The organism is Streptomyces sp. M92 (assembly GCF_028473745.1).
Classification (GTDB): domain Bacteria; phylum Actinomycetota; class Actinomycetes; order Streptomycetales; family Streptomycetaceae; genus Streptomyces.
Genome location: NZ_CP101138.1, coordinates 49639 through 64491 on the forward strand (window position 1 = coordinate 49639; position 14853 = coordinate 64491).

A 14853-nucleotide genomic window follows, 5' to 3' on the forward strand; every position below is an offset into this window, starting at 1 on the left:
CCACCGACCGAAGGACATCAGCGTGCCCCCTGACCGCTGGCAGCAGCACAACATCACCTTCGCCGACCGTGAGAGCGCGCAGCGCGCCGTCTCCGAGCGCATCGCCCCCGTCCTCCTCGCCGCCGAACAGGACGGGCAGCTCGCGGGCTGGTGGTTCATGAACAAGCAGCCCTGGCCGCTGCGGTACCGTGCCGACGAGCCGTCACCCGCCGTGGAAGCGGTGCTGAGCGACCTCGTCCAGGACGGCGGCCCGGTCGTGTCGTGGCTGCCCTGCGTCTACGAGCCCGAGACCGAGGCTTTCGGCGGAACCGATGCCATGGAAGTCGCCCACGAGCTGTTCCATCGGGACAGCTGCCACCTGCTCACCCACCGGCGGCCCGGCCCGGAAAGCCTCGGGCGCCGGGAAACCGCCGTGCTGCTGGCGAGCGCGATGATGCGGGCGGCCGGACTGGACTGGTTCGAGCAGGGCGACGTGTGGGCGAAGGTCGCCGCCCTCCGGCCGGCAACCGGCCGTCCGCCCGGCGACCGGGCCGCCGAACTCGGCCCCGCCATGCGCAAACTGATGACGGTGGACGCCCACGGCCTGTGCCGCCCGGGCGGCCCGCTCGCAGGGCACGGCGGATGGGTGGCAGCCTTCGAGCGGGCGGGTGCCGAGCTGGCCGCCCTCGCCGGTCGTGGCGCCCTCACCCGCGGTCTCCGAGCCGTCATCGCCCACCACACGATCTTCCACTCCAACCGCGCCGGTCTCCTCAGGGACGACCAGAGCGCCATGTCCGACATCGCACGAGAGGTAGTCATGGGAACGAGCGACAACGCCGCACCGTCCAGTGGAACGGCGACCGGGAGGGAGGGCGTCCACGGGGTGAACGACACGATCGCCACCCCCGGGGCAGACGCCGAACGCCTCCGCAACACCCTGGTCGACGGACTGCGCGCGCAGGGGTACGCCCGTACACCTGCCGTCGAGCACGCCCTGCGGACCGTGCCGCGCCACGTGTTCGTGCCCGGCGCGTCGCTCGAGGACGCCTACGCCGACGCGCCGGTGAACATCAAGTACGACACCGACGGCACCTCGATCTCGTGCGCCTCCCAGCCGGGCGTCGTGGCCCTCATGCTGGACCAGCTCGACGTCCGTCCCGGCGAGCGCATCCTCGAGATCGGCGCCGGCACCGGCTACAACGCCGCTCTGCTCGCCCACCTGACCGGCGAGAGCGGCCACGTGACCACCCTCGACGTCGACGACGACCTGGTGGAGGGCGCCCGCGCGCACCTCGCCGGCGCCGGGATCGGCAACGTCACGGCGGTGACCCGCGACGGGGCCCTCGGCCACGCGGAAGGCGCACCGTACGACCGGATCGTCGCCACCGTCGGCGCACACGGAGTGCCGCACGCCTGGCTGCGGCAACTCGCGCCCGGCGGCCGCCTCCTCGTGCCCCAGCGCCTCAAGGGCACAGTGTCCCGCTCCGTTGCCTACGAGCAGCGCGACGGCCGGTGGGTGTCGCTCGGCAGCCAGATGAACACCTTCATGCCGCTGCGGCGCGGCATCGCCGACGACGCCCGCCGCGTCATCCCGCTCAGCACGGACGGCACCGTACGGCTGCAGGCCCCGGCCGGGCAGAACATCGACGCGGACGCCCTCACCGGCGTCCTGTACCAGCCGCGCACCGAGAAATGGACCGGCATGACGGTCCGCGCCATGGAGTCGCCCGAGTGGATGGAACTGTTCGTGACCTGCTCCCTGCCCTCGGGCCTGATCCGGATGCTGTTCCCCCGGACCGCCAAGGGCACTCTCCTCACGGAGGACCCCTACCCCTCCTCTTCGGCGGTCGTCGACAAGGGCGCCGTCGCCTACCTCGCGCGGCGCGTGTCGGAACGGAAGACACCGGAGGGCGGCAAACTCTGGGAGTTCGGCGTCATCGGTCACGGCCCCGGCGGCGACGAGCTGGCCGCGCGGGTCGCCGAAGCCGTCCGCACCTGGGACCGGGAGTACCGCGGTCGTGAGGCCACCTTCGAGCTCCAGCCCCTCGACGCCCCCACGACCGAGCCGAGCCCCGGCCTGTTCACACTCGACACCCCGTTGAACCGCATCGTCGTCGACTGGCGCTGACACCGCCCCACACAGCGGACGGACGGTGCCCGCCGGCCGGCATGTGGCCGGCGGGCACCATCTCCCACTCCCACCCGGGGGACCCATGGACCCGCACGGACCCACAGCCCAACGCTTCCCGCTCGTCGCCCGATTCCGGCCTCCCTGCCTGCCTCTGCCCGAGCGCGTACGCGCCCTGGTCGAGCTCGCCGGCACCGCCGTCGAGAAGAGCGACCAGGGACTCGCATCATCCGCCTGCAACCAGGCCGCGCTCATCGCCTCCGACGTCGGCCTCCCCGACCTCGCCCGCGAGCTGTGCCACCGCCACGCCGCCGCCTACCTCCACGCCTGCCCCCTGCCTGGCATGAGCGCCATCCGGGGCCTGGAACCCGTCGTCAACCTCGCCCGCCTCCAGATCCGCGCCGGACACGCGGACGAGGGACGTCGGCGACTGCTCGACCTGTACGCGGCGGTCGAGGCGGGTACGTTCGCCCAGTTCGAGGGCGTCGCCGTACCGTCGGACCTCACCGCGACGGACGAGGACCGTCACGAGGTCCGTGCGTGGCTGTGGCGCGTGCTCCTCGCCGACGGCACCCGCACCCTCACGACCACGGGACGGTGGGCCGAGGCCGAAGCGCACATCAGGGCCCATCGCGGCGTCGGCAGCCGGATGCTCGACGGACGCCAGACCTCGGTACTCGCCGCACTCACCGTCGGCGACACCGCCCGGGCCGCTGCCCTCCTCGCCGACACGACGCCCGGCGACCCGTGGGAACAGACCGTCACGGCCTGCCTGACCGTCCTGTGCCGCCGCGCCGCCGGGCAGCCGGTCGACCGCCAAGTGGCGGACCTGGTGACGGCGTACATCGGTAGGAAGCCCGAACCGGGCATGACCGTCTTCGACACCCGCCTCGGCCTCACAGCCCTCGACGCGACCGGTTCAACCGATACACCTGCCGCACGCCGCATCGTCGACCACCTTCACCGCAGGACGACGAAGGCCCGGGACGGCTACGCGGCCCGCGAGACCCTGACCAGCCCCTTGTTCACCGCGATCGCCTCGGGCCGGCAAGCGCAGGATTGCCGTGACCTGGTGAGTGCCTGCGCCCTTGGGGGAGGGGGCATGCCGGACGAGCTGCGAGGAGGTCTCGTCTCGGTCGTGGGCACCGGAGACAGAGTGATCCGGGCAAGCCTCGCCCGAGCGTTCGACCTTGGACCTACGCCCCCGTGAAGAGAGCCTGAGAAGGGCAGCTCGAAGAGTCCTCAGTGCGTGTTTCTGAACCGAGTCCGTCGTCAATCAGGTAGCTGTTGTTCTGGTCGGTGGCCGATCCTTGCTGGTGGACGCTTATCGGGGCCAACTGCGGTGTTAGCGTTGCTGCTTGACGAGGGGGAAGAAGGCGGCACGTGACATCGACTGCATTTTGTATCGGCGGGGATCTGAAAGTACGACGGCTGGGGTTCGGGGCCATGCACTTGCCGACGGAACCGGGTCCGGCCCGCGAGACCTCTCTCGCGGTCGCCCGGCGGGCCGTCGATCTGGGTGTCACGCTGATCGACACCGCGTATCTCTATGGCGGGGGAGCCAATGAGGAACTCTTGGCTGAGGCCCTGCACCCGTATCCGGATGGACTGGTGATCACCACCAAGGTTGGCGTTGCTCGATCGGACTCCTCAGGCGAGTGGAAGCTCGACGGGCGGCCGGCCGTACTGCGGGAGCAGGTCGAGCAGGCGCTCCGCCGACTGCGTGTCGAGCGGATCGAGCTTCTTCAACTCCACCGCATCGACCCCGAAACGCCGCTCGCCGACCAGGCCGGCACGCTGCGGGACCTGCAGGCCGAGGGCAAGATCGGCCGGATCGGGCTGTCCGAGGTCACCGTCGACGAACTCAACCAGACACGGGAGATCGTCGACGTCGCGAGCGTGCAGAACCGATACAACCTGCTCGACCGTGAGCACGAGCCCGTGCTCACGGCTTGCGAAGCGGCAGGAATCGCGTTCCTGCCGTGGCGCCCCGTCGCCTGGGGCAAGTCAGGGGCGAAGGCCGAGGTCGCCTCCGTGGCGGCCGATCTCGATGCCACCCCCACGCAGGTCGCGCTCGCCTGGCTCCTCGGCCACTCACCCGTCATCCTCCCAATCCCTGGCACCGCCCGGATCGATCACCTGGAGGAGAACCTCGTTGCGGAGCGTCTCGAAATGCCCCCGGTGCACCGCGATCGCCTCGACCGTCTGCCCGAAGTGGCATAGTGCTCCGCTCGACGCCCGGCGGGCGTCCGTGGCCTGGGCCTTTGAGCTCAGGTGCCGGCCGACGCCGGTTTCCTCGGCCAGCTGGGGGTAGCGCCTTTCCGGGCGAGGCGTCTGGTCATGAGGGTGATGGCGGCCCAGGTGATCAGGGTTTCGGAGTGCTGGATGAGCCGTTCGTAGTCCCTGGCGTGGCGGCGGGCGTGCATCATCCACGCAAGGCTGCGTTCGACGACCCAGCGGCGGGGAAGTACGACGAAGCCGGAGGCGTCCTTGGGGCGGCTGACCGGTTTGATGGTGAGGTTGAGGTGTCGTTTGGCCCAGTCGACGAGCTTGCCGGCGTAGGCGGAGTCGGCCCAGACGATCGTGATCTCGGGGTGCATCAGACGCAGGCGGAAGAGGACTTCCTTCGCGGCGGCGGCGTCGTGCAGGTCAGCGGGAGTGACCATGACCATGAGGGGCAGGCCGCGGGTGTCCACGACCAGGTGGCGCTTGCGGCCGTTGATCTTCTTGCCTGCGTCGTAGCCGCGGGTGGCCTTCGAGACGGTCTCCGCGGCCTTGACGCTCTGCGAGTCGATCACGGTGGCGACCGCTCGGGGGCCTTTGCCCATCTCGCGGCGGATCCGGCCGGACAGGTGATCGCGGATCTGTCCGATCACCCCGGCAGCGGCCCAGCGCGCCATGAACCCCCAAACCGTCCTCCAAGGCGGGAAGTCCGCAGGCAGGGCCCGCCATTTGCATCCGGTGTCGACCACGTATCGGATCGCGTCGACGATCTCCCGCCGGGGATGCTTCTCGGGCCGGCCGCCGCGGCTGGTCTCGCAGGCCGGCTCCGGCAGCAGCGGTTCGAGCAGGTCCCATTCGGCGTTCGTGGTGTCGGAGGGATAGCGACGCTGACGCATGACTGCGGCTTCCCTCCAGATCGGATGGGGAGGGGCGCCCGGCCTCCGGCCGGGTGCCCCCGGTGGTGGTCAGGCAGAGACGACGAGGTCGAGGGTGGATTCGATGGAGTTGAGCTGGGCGACGATGTGGCGTACCCACTTGTCGCCCGGGTGGGCGGCGGCGTGAGGGGCGACGGTGCCGGTGATGAACCGGCGGAACTCGGTGAGCTTCTCGGTGAGCACGGCCCGTTCGTATGCCTCCAGCGCGGCCCGTTCGGCGCCGAGCTGGTAGCCGTCGGCCCTGGTCCAGATGAGCGGTGGCCAGCCGTTTTCGGCGATGATGTCCCGCAGGGCCGCCAGCCCTGACCGGACCTGGCTGGGGGACAGCCCACTCGCGCGGGTCAACTGGGGAAACAGCAGCCCCGCTGGTCTGGCCTCGAACAACACGAACCGCAGGGTGTCCGCATGCCGCTGGGCGACCTCGCCCCGGCGCCGTGAAGCGCGGGGCACGACTACTCGCCCCGCAGCATGCGGGCGAGCTCGTCGTCCATGTCGACCTTGCCCGTGTCGACCGCGGTCTCGATCCAGTCCAGCGTCGCCCGTACCTTCGCGACGTTCTCGTGCACGATCGTGCGTTCGTCCTCGCCGAGAGTACGGTCGCGCAGGCCGGGAACGGCCCGGCCGGCCGCGGCGACGAAGGAGTGGCAGGCAGTGACGAGGTCCAGGAACTCCACCGTCCGGTCGATCTTCCTCACCGCCGGCGCGACCGGGCTGGTGTCCTCGAAGTGGTCGCGGGCTTGCCGGGACCGCTCGACCTGGGCATGGTTGACCTGGAAGCGAGCGTGGTCGTCGCTCATCGCCTTGAACGCGACGTCCGGCCTGCGCAGCAGGTTCGTGGCCGCCGTGGTGGCCACGTGCTCGTCGCGGGTGAACTCCTCCACCACCCGGGCCTTGTCCACCGTGGTCACCTTGGCCGTCACCTCGGGCCGCATCAGGAAGTCGCTGGTCACCGCAGCAGCCACCTGATCGTCCTGGGCCAGCGTGTGAATCGCGGTGATCTTCTCCCTCGGCGTCACCGGCGTCTCGACCCGGTTGCCGACCCGACGGCTGGCGTCGTCCGGCGTCCACCGGGCCTTGCCCCCGGGCGGCGTGAGGATCGCGGCGAACCGCTCCTGGTCGTCCTCGATGTATGCCAGGATCCGGTGAACGGTGTAGGAGACGCCCCTCTGCCGGCGGTCGGCCGGCCAGCGCGAGGACGTCCACCTCGCCGACTTCACCGTGCTGAACTTCAGGCCGATGTCCTCGGCCAGCCGTGTGAGCGTCGTGGTCACCGACCACTCCGGGTCCACCGCGTGGTGGCCGCCCGGCTCCCTCATCGGCTCGATCTCCAGGGCGCGGTCCCCGATCGTGAACTGCCCGCGCGTCTGCTGTTCCACCACGTCCCGCAGCTCGGACACGATCTGCTCGTAACGGGACTGACTGACGCTTCCGACCTTGTCGATCTCCTCCGGCATGGGTTTCACCACCCATGCGGGCCGCAGCACGGAGCTGACGTCCGTGACGTGGACACGGCCCGCTCATCACCGAGAGTCAGACCGTAAATCCACTAATCACAACGATTGACCGCAAGTGACCGAATTCTGAGCGAAGTTGGACCCTGGATGCGTTCGCGATAGGGTCACTGCGCCCGTTCGCCAAACGTTTCCTTCCGGCGTCGCCAGGCCCTCACCACACACCGGCGCGAGCAGTACACGGCGTTCGACCGCCGGTCGACGCCGGCCACCCACCGGGCCCCGCACTCGGGACACTCGACCTCGCCCGCACCGCCCAGCACCGCAGCCGTGAGCTTGCGCAACCGCCGGTCCGTACGCCACTGCCTGGCACGGCATGCCGCGGAACAGAACAAGGCGTCAGGCCGCGAGCCCGGCCTCAGCCGGTCACCACAAGCCCGACAGTTCCTCTCCCCGGCCCGCCCGGTGCCCTCGGACACCACGCCAGCGTAGAACCCAAGGCTACTCAGAACCCGGGATCAGAAACACGCACTCAGGAAGAAGGCACTTCGAGACGTAGCATGAGCGGCTGACCCGCCAAGTAGCTACGGAGCTACCCATGCCCTATTTGTCGGAATCTGCAAAAGTCACTGAAACCGCGTCCCTGCAGTCATAAAGACGCAGGTCAAGCAGTCTGCTCCCCGCACCCGCGGGGATGGTCCCAGATGGCGCAACAGTTGGTGCAACCCCCCGTGCTGCTCCCCGCACCCGCGGGGATGGTCCCAGCTCGACCTTCTCGGGACCGACGACACCGCCCTGCTCCCCGCACCCGCGGGGATGGTCCCGGCTGCGGCATCGGGAAGTCGTCGAGATCCTCCTGCTCCCCGCACCCGCGGGGATGGTCCCACGATGTCGGTCCACGTCGCCGACAGCCATTCCTGCTCCCCGCACCCGCGGGGATGGTCCCGTCGCGCGCTGCCCCGGCCGTCAGTAGACGAACTGCTCCCCGCACCCGCGGGGATGGTCCCTCGTGCTGGAGCTGGTCGACGAGCTGAACGAGCTGCTCCCCGCACCCGCGGGGATGGTCCCGAGCCCCAGGTACAGGTAGACGGCCGCCTGGACTGCTCCCCGCACCCGCGGGGATGGTCCCCCGGACCGGGTCGGCGGCCTCTACACCGCACTCTGCTCCCCGCACCCGCGGGGATGGTCCCGCGATGCCGCCGCGCCTGGCCGAGGCCGTCATCTGCTCCCCGCACCCGCGGGGACGGTCCCCCGGATACCACGCGCTGACTACTCGCCCCCGGCTGCTCCCCGCACCCGCGGGGGTGGTCCCAAGAAGATGGTTCACGAAAGGCCGGGTTCCAGAACTGCTCCCGTAGTCGCGGGGATGGCTTCGGGTAGGGTTGATTGACCGTCGCGTTGGCAGCGGCTCAGGCCTGCAACCACTGTTTTGAAGGATGAACGACGACACCAGCACGAGTGGCTACCCGAGAGCTCTTTCGTTCCACTGACGCCAGCTGGAGCCCAGCTCGACGAGCACCCCGTCACGACCGAGGAAATGGAAGTCGTCCTCTTCGAGCGCGCTCTGCCGCCCGAACGCTTCGGGCCCTGCCTCATCGAGCCGAAGCACCCACTCGTACAGCGCTGACGCCCTCGACGGCCGGGCTTCTGACCAGCTGTCATCGTCCACGGGCACGCGCTCCGCGATGTCCGCCCGCACCGACACCGTGAAGTCGGCTTCGGCGAAGTAGGCAGCGAGGTAGGGGGCGTCTTCTCCCGCGAAGCGGCGATTGTCCGGGGCTCGACTCCGGATGGCGCGTACGACAGGCAGGTAGTAGGCGACTGTCAGCATCGCCGGATCGACGCCCGCTGCTCGGCGTTGGTGGGGTGGGTCCTCCAGGTGCGCGCGCCACTCACCACGAGAGAAGTGGGCCACGTGCGCGTACGTCGCTGAGGTGGGGTGCCCGACGATCTGTGGGAGGTTGCAGGCCTGCTTCTTGGCATCCGTGACAAGCTTGTCGGTGTACCCGTTCGAGCGACCCTTGACCTCGGTGGCGATGGCCACCTGTCGGCCATGGAATCCGATGAAGTCTGGACGGGTCCGGCTGCGCTGTGCGCCCAGGTGGGCCAGGTATGCGTCCAGGTGCACGAAGCGGCTGACGCCGAAGAAGTCGTGCGCGAAGACCTTGGCCTGCGCCTGGCCCAGGAAGAAGCTGACGGCACCCTTCTCGGCGGGATCGAGTCGGTTGTACGACGTGCTCCGCGAGTAGATGCCGCTCACAGGTTCAATCGCGGCCCGCATCATGGCCGACCGCCACTGGAGTTCCAGGGCCTGTCCGGCGCGCAGACGGGGACCGAACGGAGTCGTCCCGATCGTGACCGCGGCCCACACCAACTGCGCCATACCGACAGGGTGATTGCCGCTGTCCGGGCTCCGTAGCCCGTTCGGTAAGGGATCAGTGAACGCTCTGAGGTCGTAGTGAATACTGCTCATAATTGCTATGCAGCCTACCGGGGCTGGCGCCTGCCGTTCACTGCTTGCACGCGCCCCGTACGGAGGGCGCTCCACTCGGGCACCGGTTCGCAAGACCGCACCCGCGCGGAGCACGCCGCCGTACCGCCCGCTGCCGACGGCGCCGTCATCGTCCGGGGCGGTTGCGTGGTCCCGAACGAACTGCACTCGCTGTCTTCCTGCCCGTGCCGCGGGCCGGTGTCGCCTGGCGGGGACGTGCCCGTCCGAGCGATTTGCTCCTGGCCGGCCCAAGCACGAGCCAGACAATATCGGGCGACATGGTTGCTCTCCGTGAAAGAGTCAGGCGGCTAATTCACCGCATACGGATCAGCCACTACCGGAACGGGCAGCAGCAAGGCCGACTGCAGCGGCAATTTCGGGTACGTCGCCAAGTCGTACGGCCACGAGGTCTAAGTTCCGGGCCAGGACTGGACTCGCTATTCCTACTGACCTGAACATTCCGCTCTACGGAGCTAGCCACTGCCGGTAGGTGTGGGGAACTCTGGGCCGGCGTGCTTCCGGCGGGGAAGGGCTGCCGGGCTGCAACGCGGCCAGCGGCTTTCCGCACCCGCGGCCCCGGATGTGGCGGACAGCGAGGTCAGGCCGTCGGCAGGCGCAGTGAGCGCAGCCGTTCGGCGACGGCGAACGAGTCGAGCCGCAGGGCGGTGATGTCGGCGATGAGGTCCCGCCAGGCTTCGAACTTGGTGTTCACCCGCTCCCCGTGCATTCCGAGGTACGCCACGGCCACGCCGAAGCCGTACAGCTCGTTGCGGGCGGGCAGCGGCCGGAGCACGACGCACTCCTCCAGCATTACTGCCGCACGCCAGAAGGCGTCTGGGTTGTGCTGGTCGTGACGGGGCGGGTCGACCTTGTGCCGGGCGGCCAGGCCGACGAAGACGGAGTAGTCGTTGACGGCGAGATCGTCCAGCAGCTCAGCCTGGCGTTCGAGGAACCACCGGTAGTCGACGTAGTACTCGGCAGGCACAGGTCAGGCCGCCCGCGGGGCGGTCCGGGCCGGCGCAGAGCCACCGTACTCGGCGTCGAACGCAGCGACCGTTTCCGGGTCGCTGGTCACCTGCCGGAAGATTTCCGCGCCCTCGGCCAGCGCGCGCTCGCGCCGCTTCTCCTCGGCGACCTGCGCGAGGTAGGCGTCCAGCGGCAGTCCCGCCGCGTCGGCTAGGGCCCGCAGCGCGTCCGCGGTGGTGTCGTCGATCTCGATGCCAGCCATGCGTCGAGTATGCCGCGTGAGACCACGTCCAGGCCAGCGACCTGAGGACACTGCACTGAGCAGCGGGTTTCCTGATCGCTTCTATCTTCGGGCTGCTTACCCTGGCGGGATTCGCGTACGCGCCGCATCTCGCTGACCTGCCGGATCAGAAGATGTGGCGCATCGACCGCGCCGCCGGCTACGGCGCCTTCCAGGACGCGGCCCGCGGTCGGATCGACCTCGCCAGGATCGAACGCCACTGGGAGGACAACCTTTGGATCATCGGCTCCATCCACACCGGCGCCGTGCGCGCGTACGACGTGATCGGGATGCTGTCCCGCGACGGCCGCCCCACCCCGCTCGGCGACGCGATCGCCCACTACGAGCGGATCTCCAAGACTCTGCACATCCTGCGCTTGGTCGACGAGCCCGGCTACCGGCGGCAGATCAAGAGCCAGGCCAACCTAGCGTTTCAGCCCCGGCTCGAAGCGGGGTATCGGCGGGCGACAGCTCCGGGCGCATCCGGTGCCAGCGCGCCGGGTGACGCCACCGCCCGGCACCGTCCCGGGCGACGTCGACACCGACCTCCACCACAAGCTCCGGGGTGACCAGCGTGACGTGCAGACTTTCGCGTGACCCCCACCCGGCAGAGAACGACCACCCTGCCCAGGGACGCTGGTCCCCAGCCGAGGTGAGGAACCTGGCGACCGACCGGCCCGAGGCCTGCGGAAGCGGCGTGCTGCGTCCGACGTAGCGCAGGCGCCCGGCCGTGTCGTATCGCCCCAGCAGCAGCGTGCCAGCCGCCGGGCCCGTGTACGCCCCCACTACGGCGTCCTCGGTCACCCTGACCTTGTGCTTGTGCCACCCACGCACGGACGGCTCGTAGACGCCTTCCAACCTCTTGGAAATCACCCCTTCGAGACCGACGGCCGTCCAGGTGCCCAGCCACTCGCGCACGGTGTCCGGGTCGGTGGTCGACGGGCACAACGCCCACGGTGCGGTGAGCCGGTGCTCAGCGAAGAGGGCTTCCAGGGCGGCCCGGCGTCGCCTGTACGTCCACCCGGTGGTGTCGGTGCCCGCCAGGCGCAGCAGGTCGAAGGCGACGAGGTGGGCGGGATACTCGGCGGCGAGCCGGTTCGCGCTAGCTCCGCGCCGCTGCAACCGTCCCTGGAGCCGCTCGAAGGCGAGCCTGTCGTCCTGCCCCATACGACACCTCCCCATCGAGAGCGGTCGCGTCCGGGAGCTGCGAGGCGCCGACACACAGCTCGGGGAAGGAATTGGCGAAGGCCGTTCCCTGGCAGGAGCGCAGCGCCAGGCCCCCGGCGCCCCAGGACAGAAGTACCCGCCATCCGTCCTTCTCCAAAATTTGACGTGTCTCATGAGACATCAGCTCGTGTCTCGGCCCCAAAATGATCAAACACCGCAGGGGCCGCTCGTGTCAGGATGCTGGGCATGTCTGGTCGCGCGCTGAGTTTCGGGGTGGTGGCGGGAGCATACGAACGGTTCCGGCCGGGGTACCCCGTAGAGCTGTTCGACATGGTGATGGCATACGCGGGCTACCCGGTTCGGACCGCACTCGAGATCGGAGCTGGGACAGGCAAGGCAACCCGCCTGTTCGCTCAACGAGGGGTCATAGTCACCGCGACTGATCCTGACGGATCCATGCTCGCCGAGCTGCGCAAGCGCGTGCCGACGAACGTCGGAACGGTGCAGGCTGCGTTCGAGGACTTGCAACCGGGCAATCGGTACGGACTCGTCTATGCGGCAGCAGCGCTGCATTGGACGAAACCGGAGGGCCGGTGGTCGCGCATCGCCACGCTGCTGGAACCGGGCGGCGTATTCGCCTCATGCGGGGGGCCATTTCGACTGGCTGACCCGGCTGTAGAGGAAGCTGTCCGCGCGGCGCGAGCACCGTTCTTGGAGAGTGACGAGGTTGCGTCGCCTGACGGGACGCCTCCGGATCATGAGATGCAGTGGCCGGGTACAGAGTTGCAACGGTCTGACTGGTTCACCGGCGTTCAGCAGTCCGTGATCGAACGGCGCGTGACGATGAGCGCTCGCGACTACGTGGGGCATCTCTCCACCATCTCGGCCTATCTCGTCTTGCCGATCGCGGAGCGAGAGCACGCCTTGAGTCAGATCGAGCAGGTACTGCCGGACAGAGTCGAGATGGTCGCCGACATCACCGTCCATCTCGCGCGTCGGCGCCACGAGGATTGATCACGACATCTGGTCATGTCAGCCCGCCGGCCCTCGTGGTAGCGGCACGGCCGGTCAAGTTCGCCGCACGCCGGGCAGTTCTCCCAGTCGGCGGCGTCGTACGGCTCGATCTCCATGGGCACGTCATCGGTGGCGGGCAGCTCCAGCGCGGCGTGTGGCCGGGCCACGCCGAGAACGCGCTGGGACCAGTCCTCGGGCAGCGCGCGGACCTGCATGGCGAGTGCGGCGACCACGGCGGGCTGGTGCTCGATGAGGCGCTGCCACAGCGTGTCCGCCGTGGTCAGCGCGTCGGGCGATAACGTCATGTCGTCTTCTTCTGGACGGAGTTGTCGGGGGGATAGGAAGGCAGGCACGCGTACGCCGAGTCCCGGGTGATGTCGTAGCCGGTCATCGATGCCCCTGGTCGTCGTCGGATGCCTGCTAGGGATTAACGATGCGGGTGAGTGCCTCGCGGAAGACGGGGACGAGTTCCTTGTCCATCCGGTACGCGATGTTCTGGTGCCAGGACGGGTTGTCGGGGTTGGAGACGGGAGTGACGGGTGCCGGGGTGCCCTCCGGCCACCAGCCCTTGCGGACTCCCCGCGGCATGGCCCGGGTCAGTGCGTTGGACGGGCCGTTGAGCTTGCCGAGGACACGGCGGAGGTGGTCGGCGTCGAGGTAGCCGTCGCCGTCCACGATGACCATCTCGGCCATCCGGCGTCCGCCGGCGGGGAGGGAGCGGAGGTAGCGCTCGGCACGGTCGACGGTCCAGCCGGGGCGGACCGTGGTGACGGACAGCTCCGCGTGGTGCTGGGCGGCGAGCGCAACGATCTTCTCGGCGAACTCTTCGGTCGCGCCCTCGATGACGATTCTCATGGAGACCTTCCGGTGAATCCTTGCCCGGTTCTTCCCGGGCTCCATGGAGGATGCCGCTCCGAGGGTCCGCCCGTCTAGACCGGGGAGAAAGTTGGCGGAATTATGCACTCGTTCGGGTGGCCTGGTGGCACGGTGCGTCTCGCCTCGGATAACCTCTCCTTATCCGACGTCAGGACCGAGAGGGGGAGCGCGTGTTGAGCACCGACACCGAGCACCCGTCAGGAGAGGCCGACTCGACTCCCGTTCCGGCGGAGCGGTCCCCCTTGGTCGTTCAGTGGGCGGAGCGTCACGGCGTGGAGGTGGCTCGGCGTCTCGCGGACGCGGAGGACTTCGCGGACCAGGTCCAGCGGCGACTGCGACCGGCCAACACGACGGACACGTACGCGAAGGCGTGGAAGGTCTGGACCCGGTTCTGCGCGACGCAGGGGTTCCCCGAACTGGAGGCCACGCGCGGTGCGTTGGTGGCGTTCGTCGTGTGGCTGCTGGATCGGGGCCGGGTGGACGGAAGAGGGTACGCCGCCTCCTCGGCGAGCACGATCCTCGCCGGGGCCGTAGTCGAACTGCGCGGCCGCGGTGCGGAGGTGGGCCGGGACGACCAGGCACAGGTGCGGACGACGCTGGAGGCGGCAGCCGTGGAACTGCTGAAAGCGGGGGAGCGGCGCGGCCGGGGCCAGGCCGCCGCGGCCGAGGTCCCCGACCTGTACCGGGTGGCGAGGGCCTGCCCCGACACGCTCGCCGGGGCCCGGGACAAGGCACTCGTCCTGACCGGCTTCCACTACGCCTCGCGCGCACAGGACCCCGCCGGTCTCCTCGCCGGGGACGTCGTCCTCACCCCGCACGGCCTGGTGGTGTCGGTACTCACCGGCAAGACCAAGCACAGCGTCCGCGATGCGAAGATCAACTATCAACAGGACCCGGAGGTCTGCCCGGTGGAGGCCTGGAAGGCGTACCGGGCCCGCCTCGCCGCAGACGCCGAGCCGCGCTGGTCGCAGCCCGACGCGCCCGCGTTCGTCGGCGTCGACCGACATGGCAACGTCACCGGCGGCATGGTCCCCGACTCCGTCACCCGGGCCGTGAAGCGGATCAGCGTCCGCGCCGGCATCCCGCTCGCCTGGACCGGCCACTCCCTCCGCATCGGCCTGGCCACGACCGCCCGCAAGAAGGGCAAGGACGCCGTGGCCATCGCCGACCAGGGCGGATGGGCCCGGCACTCCCGCTCCATGAACGGCTACTTCCAGCGGGTCGACGGCTGGGAGGACAACGCCACCGCCGGCCTCACCTGACCACCGGACGGCGACCAGGGGGCCGCCCGCTGAGGACCATGCCGAGCCAACTCAAGAGGACCATGGCTCAGTGCCACGCCG

At 69.5% G+C, this 14853-nt stretch carries 14 protein-coding genes, 1 pseudogene and 1 CRISPR repeat array; of the genes and pseudogenes, 6 read left to right on the plus strand and 9 right to left on the minus strand.

What is annotated here, in order from left to right:
• Positions 1-22: 22 nt before the first annotated feature.
• The 3 genes from fxlM to M6G08_RS35625 all read left to right on the plus strand — a co-directional run bounded on the left by fxlM (position 23) and on the right by M6G08_RS35625 (position 4330).
• Positions 23-2107: a methyltransferase, FxLD system gene (fxlM, locus tag M6G08_RS35615; protein ID WP_272591594.1), complete on the plus strand. Its 2085-nt coding sequence runs from the start codon at positions 23-25 to the stop codon at positions 2105-2107.
• 85 nt (positions 2108-2192) lie between these two features.
• Positions 2193-3317, plus strand: coding sequence for a hypothetical protein (locus tag M6G08_RS35620; protein ID WP_272591595.1), 1125 nt, complete (start codon positions 2193-2195; stop codon positions 3315-3317).
• 173 nt (positions 3318-3490) lie between these two features.
• Positions 3491-4330: an aldo/keto reductase gene (locus M6G08_RS35625; protein WP_272591596.1), complete on the plus strand. Its 840-nt coding sequence runs from the start codon at positions 3491-3493 to the stop codon at positions 4328-4330.
• Positions 4331-4377: 47 nt separating this feature from the next.
• Here the strand turns inward: M6G08_RS35625 and M6G08_RS35630 are convergent, their stop codons facing one another.
• The 6 genes from M6G08_RS35630 to M6G08_RS35655 all read right to left on the minus strand — a co-directional run bounded on the left by M6G08_RS35630 (position 4378) and on the right by M6G08_RS35655 (position 10435).
• Positions 4378-5226 (minus strand): IS5 family transposase, encoded by an 849-nt coding sequence (locus tag M6G08_RS35630; RefSeq protein WP_336299036.1) that lies wholly within the window; start codon positions 5224-5226, stop codon positions 4378-4380.
• Positions 5227-5295: 69 nt separating this feature from the next.
• Positions 5296-5715: a RacP protein gene (locus M6G08_RS35635; protein WP_272591597.1), complete on the minus strand. Its 420-nt coding sequence runs from the start codon at positions 5713-5715 to the stop codon at positions 5296-5298.
• Between the two features lie 2 nt (positions 5716-5717).
• A complete protein-coding gene (locus M6G08_RS35640) occupies positions 5718-6719 on the minus strand; it encodes a DUF6192 family protein (RefSeq protein ID WP_272591532.1) in 1002 nt (333 codons plus the stop codon).
• 670 nt (positions 6720-7389) lie between these two features.
• Positions 7390-8028: a CRISPR direct-repeat array (repeat unit 29 nt; unit sequence CTGCTCCCCGCACCCGCGGGGATGGTCCC).
• A 150-nt stretch (positions 8029-8178) separates the two neighbouring features.
• Positions 8179-9099 carry a hypothetical protein gene (locus M6G08_RS35645; RefSeq protein WP_272591533.1) on the minus strand — a complete coding sequence of 307 codons (921 nt, stop codon included), beginning with the start codon at positions 9097-9099 and terminating at the stop codon, positions 8179-8181.
• Positions 9100-9805: 706 nt separating this feature from the next.
• Positions 9806-10192, minus strand: coding sequence for a toxin Doc (locus M6G08_RS35650; protein ID WP_272591534.1), 387 nt, complete (start codon positions 10190-10192; stop codon positions 9806-9808).
• 3 nt (positions 10193-10195) lie between these two features.
• Entirely contained in the window at positions 10196-10435 is a 240-nt protein-coding gene (locus M6G08_RS35655; RefSeq protein WP_272591535.1) for an antitoxin MazE7, read from the minus strand.
• A gap of 83 nt (positions 10436-10518) precedes the next feature.
• Here M6G08_RS35655 and M6G08_RS35660 point away from each other — a divergent pair.
• Positions 10519-10881: pseudogene (locus M6G08_RS35660) on the plus strand (Tn3 family transposase); the annotation flags it as partial.
• On the opposite strand, the gene M6G08_RS35665 reads toward M6G08_RS35660, so the two are convergent.
• On the minus strand, positions 10862-11794 hold the full coding sequence (locus M6G08_RS35665) for an ATP-dependent DNA ligase (protein ID WP_443049031.1): 933 nt from the start codon (positions 11792-11794) through the stop codon (positions 10862-10864). The pseudogene M6G08_RS35660 and the gene M6G08_RS35665 sit on opposite strands and share 20 nt — an antisense overlap.
• A gap of 72 nt (positions 11795-11866) precedes the next feature.
• On the opposite strand from M6G08_RS35665, the gene M6G08_RS35670 reads away from it, so the two are divergent.
• A complete protein-coding gene (locus M6G08_RS35670) occupies positions 11867-12634 on the plus strand; it encodes a class I SAM-dependent methyltransferase (RefSeq protein WP_272591537.1) in 768 nt (255 codons plus the stop codon).
• Here M6G08_RS35670 and M6G08_RS35675 read toward each other — a convergent pair.
• The gene (locus M6G08_RS35675) at positions 12550-12939 is read right to left on the minus strand and encodes a hypothetical protein (protein ID WP_272591538.1); all 390 of its coding nucleotides are present in this window, start codon (positions 12937-12939) and stop codon (positions 12550-12552) included. The genes M6G08_RS35670 and M6G08_RS35675 overlap by 85 nt on opposite strands.
• Before the next feature lie 115 nt (positions 12940-13054).
• Positions 13055-13489 carry a hypothetical protein gene (locus M6G08_RS35680; protein ID WP_272591539.1) on the minus strand — a complete coding sequence of 145 codons (435 nt, stop codon included), beginning with the start codon at positions 13487-13489 and terminating at the stop codon, positions 13055-13057.
• Positions 13490-13683: 194 nt separating this feature from the next.
• On the opposite strand from M6G08_RS35680, the gene M6G08_RS35685 reads away from it, so the two are divergent.
• The gene (locus M6G08_RS35685; protein ID WP_272591540.1) at positions 13684-14772 is read left to right on the plus strand and encodes a site-specific integrase; all 1089 of its coding nucleotides are present in this window, start codon (positions 13684-13686) and stop codon (positions 14770-14772) included.
• Positions 14773-14853: the final 81 nt, after the last annotated feature.